Annotated in this window: 5 protein-coding genes and 1 tRNA gene; 1 reads left to right on the forward strand and 5 read right to left on the reverse strand. The window is 70.4% G+C overall.

All coding sequences use genetic code 11. From position 1 onward, the window contains the following. Positions 1-248: 248 nt before the first annotated feature. Positions 249-1,226 (forward strand): tyrosine-type recombinase/integrase, encoded by a 978-nt coding sequence (locus CEF10_RS16490; protein WP_101069258.1) that lies wholly within the window; start codon positions 249-251, stop codon positions 1,224-1,226. Positions 1,227-1,249: 23 nt separating this feature from the next. On the opposite strand, the gene CEF10_RS16495 is transcribed toward CEF10_RS16490, so the two are convergent. From CEF10_RS16495 to CEF10_RS16515, 5 genes are all read right to left on the reverse strand, one after another. After that, positions 1,250-1,324, reverse strand: a tRNA-Glu gene (locus CEF10_RS16495). Positions 1,325-1,438: 114 nt separating this feature from the next. Next, the gene (gene recJ / locus CEF10_RS16500; RefSeq protein ID WP_101069259.1) at positions 1,439-3,184 is read right to left on the reverse strand and encodes a single-stranded-DNA-specific exonuclease RecJ; all 1,746 of its coding nucleotides are present in this window, start codon (positions 3,182-3,184) and stop codon (positions 1,439-1,441) included. Then, positions 3,181-3,747, reverse strand: coding sequence for an isochorismatase family protein (locus tag CEF10_RS16505; protein WP_101069260.1), 567 nt, complete (start codon positions 3,745-3,747; stop codon positions 3,181-3,183). Before CEF10_RS16505 ends, recJ begins: the two co-directional genes overlap by 4 nt. 6 nt (positions 3,748-3,753) lie before the next feature. Beyond that, complete coding sequence (gene glpX, locus CEF10_RS16510) at positions 3,754-4,719, reverse strand: class II fructose-bisphosphatase (RefSeq protein WP_101069261.1); 966 nt, start codon at positions 4,717-4,719, stop codon at positions 3,754-3,756. 94 nt (positions 4,720-4,813) lie between these two features. Further along, the gene (locus CEF10_RS16515) at positions 4,814-6,100 is read right to left on the reverse strand and encodes a homoserine dehydrogenase (RefSeq protein WP_101069262.1); all 1,287 of its coding nucleotides are present in this window, start codon (positions 6,098-6,100) and stop codon (positions 4,814-4,816) included. Positions 6,101-6,396 lie beyond the last annotated feature (296 nt).

The following is a 6,396-nucleotide window of genomic DNA, read 5'->3' on the forward strand; positions in this document are numbered from 1 at the left end:
GCAGGAGTTTGCAATGAAATCGAAACTGGAAACCAAGGCCGCATGAGGCCAGTAATCAACCGACGGATTCTTCCTAAGGCTGGAGGAAAGTCGGGTCTCAGGTCAGGCTGCTCAAGGATCGGACGGCTGCCGGCACGCTACGCTGGCGTGTGCGTGTCGAAAGGCAGCCGAACAAGAAGATCCGATTACCAGTCGGCCCGGGCGAACCCGGGTTTCACGAGCACTACTACGCGGCCAGGGCCGGAGAGGTGCTTGAAACTGTAAAGCCGGTTCGCGCGAAACGTGGCACGCTGGATGCGCTGTGCGACGATTTCCTGAAGTGGATGGAACACCAGGTCGAGGCCGGCAACCTGTCGCGCTTGACATTGTCCAGCCGACGCACAGGGCTCACCCAGGCGTGCGAGACGAAGGATCCGGATGGCGACCGCATGGGCTCACTCGATGCAGACCTGCCGCGGGAGGCCTTTATTCATATAAGGGATGGATTCGGTGGCAAAACCGGCGCCGCAGAGACATGCCTGAAAGCACTTCGTGCGGCATATAAATGGGGGCAGGATCGAGGGTATCCCTTGAACAGCCCGGTATTCGGCGTGAAGTCCGAGCACAGACCGAAAGGCGGCGCGACATCCTGGTCGGCACAGGACGTAGAGAAGTTTCTGATGGCGCACGGCCCGGGAACCATGGCCCGGTTGTGGTTCTGCCTCGCGTACGCAACGCACGGCAGGATTGGCGATGCGCCTTTCCTCGGACCGGGGAATGAAGTGGTTCATGACGGCGTTCGTCACATCGAATGGCAGCCACGCAAGCGCGGTTCCGCGTTTGTCTCCATACCCCTCGACGACATGCTCGCTGAAGAACTTGAGAATCACGAGTCACGCGACACGTACCTCGCCACGGAATACGGTAGACCGTTCGCATCGTCCGGCAGCTTGGACAACCGGGTCCGGAAGTGGGTTGAAGCTGCTGGTCTTGTCGGCGCAGACGGCAAGGCGAAACGCTCACAGCACGGCATCCGGAAAGGTGTCGCCGAAATCATGGCCGCGAACGGTGCAACGGAATACGAACTCATGTCATCGTTTGGCTGGACTGAGGCGAAAACCGCCGGCGTCTACACCAAAAAATTCCAGCGTCGGGGCGCCGCGGCGTCGGCTTCGAGGAGGCTTCCAACCTTGGGAGATGGACCACGGGCCGGTGGTCGTGGTCCAGGTCAGAGTACAAGCGACTGAAATATAAGCGTTTTTCGTTGGAATGGCAGCCCGTAGGGGAATCGAACCCCTCTTTCCAGGTTGAAAACCTGGCGTCCTAACCGATAGACGAACGGGCCCCGGTCATCGTGTGAGGCGCTTCCTAGGCAAATCGCCGGGACGGTGCAAGAGGGATTCTTCAAAAATTTCGCCCCGCCTGCGCGGGGCGGCGCGGTGGCGTGTGGCATCCCGATTCAGGTGGCCGGGGCGGCGTCGTCGAGGCGCAGCTGCACGCGTTGGCGCCCCCCCCATGTGTTCATCTCCAGCCGGCCGGCGAGGTGAAAGCGCGCGCCGCCGTGCGCCTGCAGCGCGGGCCCCAGGGGGCCGTCGTAGGCACCGAAGGCGATGGCGTCCATCTGCGCGCCCAGCCCGTCGCCGAAGCGCAGCCGGAGGTGGCCGTCGCCCACCCGCGATGCATGCCCGATGACGACATCGCAGAACGCGAAGCGGGGGGCGGGGGCGCCGGCGCCGAAGGGGCCGGCGGCCTCGATCGCCTCGATCAGCTCGGGGCTGGCCGCGCCCGGCATCAGCAGCCCGTCCAGAACCATGTCCGCCGGGCCGGTCGCGCCGGCGCCCTGCCGGGCCAGCAGCTCGGTCAGCCGCACCATCGCCGTTTCCAGCCGGTCGCGCGCCACCGTCAGCCCGGCGGCCATGCGGTGACCGCCGCCCTTCAGCAGCAGCCCTTCGGCCGCGAGTTTCTGGACGCTTGCGCCGAGATCCACGCCGCGCACGGACCGGCCCGAGCCCTTGCCCTCGTCGCCGTCGAGACCGATGACCACCGCGGGCCGGCCCGTGGCCTCCTTCAGGCGGCTGGCGACGATGCCGACCACGCCGGGGTGCCAGCCTTCGCCGGCGGCCCAGACCAGCGGGGCGTCGAGCCCGCGTGCCTCGGCCTGTTCCATCGCCGCGGCGCGGACCGCCATCTCGATCTCGCGCCTCTCGGTGTTGAGCTGGTCAAGGCGGCCGGCCATCGCCTGCGCCTCGTGCAGGTCCGCGCAGGCCAGCAACCGCGCGCCCAGGTCGGCGCGTCCGATGCGCCCGCCCGCGTTCACCCGCGGCCCCAGAAGAAAACCCAGGTGATGGGCGTTGGGCGCGCTGTCGAGGCGGGCCACGTCGGCCAGCGCCCGCAGCCCGGGGCGCGCGCGGCGCGCCATGACCTTCAGGCCCTGCCGCACGAAGGCGCGGTTCACGCCCGTCAGCGGCGCCACGTCCGCCACGGTGGCCAGCGCCACGAGGTCGAGCATGCGCATCAGGTCGGGGCCGGGTTTTCCCGCGGCGCGCAGTTGGCGGCCCGCCTCCACGAGCATCAGGAACACGACCGCGGCGGCGCACAGGTGGCCAAGTTCGCCCGTTTCGTCCTGCCGGTTCGGGTTCACCACCGCGTGCGCGGGCGGCAGCACCTCGTCGCCCAGGTGATGATCGAGCACGATCACGTCCGTCCCCGCCGCGGCCGCCAGCGCCTCGTGGCTGAGCGTGCCGCAGTCCACGCAGACGATCAGGTCGTGGCCGCCGGCCAGTTCGGTCATCGCCGGCACGTTGGGGCCGAACCCCTCGTCGATGCGGTCGGGCACGTAGAGCGTGGCCTGCCGGCCCATCTGGCGCAGCCAGTCGATCAGCAGCGCGGCGCTGGCGCCGCCGTCCACGTCGTAATCGGCGAAGACGGCGATGCGCTGGTCGCGGGCAACCGCGCCGAGGAACCGGGTTGCCGCGGCCTCCATGTCCTTGAGCCCGCGCGGGTCGGGCAGAAGGTCCCGCAGTTGCGGCGCGAGGAAGGCCTCGGCCTCCTCGGGCGGCACGCCGCGGCGCGCCAGGGTCTGGCAGACAGGGCGGGGCAGGGCGGTTTGCTGTGCCATCGCCTCGGCCAGCCGGTCCGTCTCGACGTCCGGGCCGATCCAGCGCCGCCCGGTCAGCGAGGTCTCGACACCCAGGAACGCGGTCATGGCCGCGCGGCGAGGATGGCGTCGGTGGCGCGAGCCGTGCAGAATTCGCCGTGAAGGTGCGACACCGCGGCCGCGTGCACCGCCTGCGGGTCGGGCGGCGCGGGATCGTCGGACCAGCCGGTGTCGGCGTTGGTGGCGAAGGCCGCGCAGGCGTCGTGCGCCAGCGTCACGGCGAAGCCGAGGTTGGCCGCCATCCGGACGGTCGTGGAGACGCAATGCGGCGTGGTCAGGCCGCAGATCACCAGCGCCTCGCAGCCGTCGGCCGCCAGATCCTCGGCCAGCGAGGTGCCGATGAACGCGGCGTTGACCGTCTTTTCGATCACCGGCTCGCCGGGCGCGGGCCGTAGCCCGGGCTTGAACGCCACGCCGCCGGCCGCGTGGCTCAGCGGGCTGCCCGGCGTGCGGCTGACATGGCGGACGTGGACGCGCGGCGCGCGGTCGTCGCGCCAGCGCGCGAGAAGGGCCGCGGCGTTCGCCTCGGCGCGCGGATTGTTGCGGGCGCCCCAGTCGGGCGCGTCGAACCCCGACTGGAAATCCACGAGGAGCAGCGTTGCGACCGGCATCGACGCTCAGCTGTGGGGCGTGCGGTACTGCATCCGCCGCACCGAGCCGGTCTTGGAGCGCATGAGGATCGTTTCGGTCTCGACGATGCCGGGGCGGCGCTTGGTGCCGCGCAGGATCGAGCCGTCGGTCACGCCCGTGGCGGCGAAGATGACGTCGGCGGTCGCCATGTCGTCGAGCGCATAGGCGCGGTCAAGGTCGGTGATGCCGGCCTTTTCGGCGCGGGCGCGTTCGTCGTCGTTGCGGAACTGGAGCCGGCCCCAGATCTGCCCGCCCATGCACTTGAGCGCACTGGCCGCCAGCACGCCCTCGGGGGCGCCGCCCACGCCCATGTACATGTCGATGCCGGTGGCCTCGGATTCGGCGCAATGCATCACGCCGGCCACGTCGCCGTCGGTGATGAGCCGGATCGCGGCGCCGGTTTCGCGCACGCCCGCGATCATCTCCTGGTGGCGGGGGCGTTCGAGGATGCAGACCGTGATCTCGGCGGGCTTGCAGCCCTTGGCCTTCGCCAGGGCCTCAACCCGCTCCTGCGGCGACATCTCGAGCGAGACGACGTCGGCCGGATAGCCCGGGCCGACGGCCAGCTTGTCCATGTAGACGTCGGGCGCATGCAGCAGCGTGCCGCGCGGTGCCATCGCGATGACGGTCAGCGCGTTGGGCATCGCCTTGGCGGTCAGCGTCGTGCCCTCGAGCGGGTCGAGCGCGATGTCGACGCCGGGGCCCTGGCCGGTGCCGACTTCTTCGCCGATGTAGAGCATCGGCGCCTCGTCGCGCTCGCCCTCGCCGATGACGACGCGGCCCGCGATCGGCAGCATGTTGAGCTGGTCGCGCATCGCGTTGACCGCCGCCTGGTCCGCGGCCTTTTCGTCGCCGCGCCCGATCAGGTCGGCGCTGGCCATCGCCGCAGCCTCGGAGACGCGCGCGAGCCCCAGCGAAAGCATGCGGTCGTCGAAATGCACGGGGTCGGTCATCTGGAAAATCCTCTGTATGGAAAGCTGCGGGCGCCGTTGCCAGCATTATCCGCCCGCCCCGCGGCGCACAAGGGCGCGCGGGTGCGGCGCGCGGTCAGACCTGCTCGATGCGCAGGGCCACGGGCGTTCCGGCAACCACGTCGAGCCGCTCCATCGCCGCCAGCGCGGATTCGATGGCGCCGCGCGTGGTCTTGTGCGTGACGATGAGAACCGGCGCGGTCGAGTCGTCGTGGCGGTACTGGCGCATCCGGTCGATGGACACCCCCGCCTCGCCCAGTTCCGCGGCCACCTTGGCCAGCGCGCCCGGCTTGTCGTCCAGCGCCATGCGCAGGTAGTAGGGCGCGGGCGTGGCGGTGCGGGCCGGGGCGGCCGCGGCCAGCGCGGCGGCGGGCGTGCCGAAGGTGGGCAGGCGGGCGCCGCGCGCGATGTCCATCACGTCGCCCATCACGGCGCTCGCGGTGGGGCCTTCGCCCGCGCCGGGGCCGCGCAGCACGATCTGCTCGACCTGGTCGCCCTCGAGCACGACCATGTTGGTGCCGCCCTCGAGCTGGCCCAGCGGGCTTTCGGCGGGCACCAGGCAGGGCGACATGCGCTGCTCCAGCCCGCGGCCGGTCATCTGCGCCACGCCCAGCAGCTTGATGCGGAAGCCCATGTCGGCGGCGTGGCGGATGTCCTCGATGGTGATGCGCTCGATTCCCTCGAGTTCCACCGCCTCGAAATCCACCCGCGTGCCGTAGGCGATGGCGGCCAGCAGGGCCAGCTTGTGGCCCGCGTCGATGCCGCCCACGTCGAGTTGCGGGTCGGCCTCGAGGTAGCCCAGCTGTTGTGCCTCCTCGAAGACGGTTTCGTAGGGCAGCCCGGCCGATTGCATCCGCGTCAGGATGTAGTTGCAGGTGCCGTTCATCACGCCCATGACGCGGGTCATCTCGTTGCCCGCCAGCCCCTCGGTCAGCGCCTTGACGACGGGGATGCCGCCGGCGACCGCGGCCTCGAAACGGATCACGCGGCCGGCGGCCTCGGCGGCCTCGGCCAGCGCCTGCCCGTGGTGGGCCAGCATCGCCTTGTTGGCGGTTACCACGTCCTTGCCGGCCGCGATGGCGGCCTCGGTCGCGGCCTTGGCGGGCCCGTCGGAGCCGCCCATGAGTTCCACCAGGACGTCCACGTCGTCGCGCCGCGCCAGCGCGACGGGATCATCTTCCCAGTCGTAGGTGGCCAGCGACACGCCGCGGTCCTTGTCGCGGGTGCGTGCCGAGACGGCGCTGATGGTGACCGGCCGGCCGGCGCGCTCGGCCAGCAGGTTGGCCTTCTGCCGCACGATCCGCACGACACCGGTTCCCACGGTGCCCAGTCCGGCAATTCCGAGGCGCAGGGGATCGCTCATGGGCGGGTCGTCCTTTCTCGTGTCACGAAGGCCCGGGCGCGCGGGCAAGGGTCATGGACGCGCGATTTAACCGGTTCGGCCCGCGCTTGCAACGCGGGTTTGATGCTGCGGGAGAGGGCGGTCAGTCGGTATCCTCTTCCACGCCCTCTTCCATGCGCTTGCGCGCTGGCGCGTCGATGACATCGCCGCGCAGGCGCGCGGCGCGGGCCCGCAGCCGCGCCGCGCGGCCAGCGGGCGCGGCGGCCCGGGGTTCGGGCGCATCGCCGGCGGAGGCGGACCGGCGCGTGCCTTCGGGC

The sequence above is a fragment of the Roseovarius salinarum genome (genome assembly GCF_002834145.1).
GTDB classification, from domain to species: domain Bacteria; phylum Pseudomonadota; class Alphaproteobacteria; order Rhodobacterales; family Rhodobacteraceae; genus Roseovarius; species Roseovarius salinarum.

Bases quoted from the DNA above. Each gene is read 5' to 3' on its own strand.
- recJ (WP_101069259.1), bottom strand. From the start codon at position 3,184: ATGACCGCGTTCCTGGGTGTCGAGACCTCGCTGACCGGGCGGCGCTGG.
- CEF10_RS16505 (WP_101069260.1), bottom strand. From the start codon at position 3,747: ATGCCGGTCGCAACGCTGCTCCTCGTGGATTTCCAGTCGGGGTTCGAC.
- glpX (WP_101069261.1), bottom strand. From the start codon at position 4,719: ATGACCGACCCCGTGCATTTCGACGACCGCATGCTTTCGCTGGGGCTC.
- CEF10_RS16515 (WP_101069262.1), bottom strand. From the start codon at position 6,100: ATGAGCGATCCCCTGCGCCTCGGAATTGCCGGACTGGGCACCGTGGGA.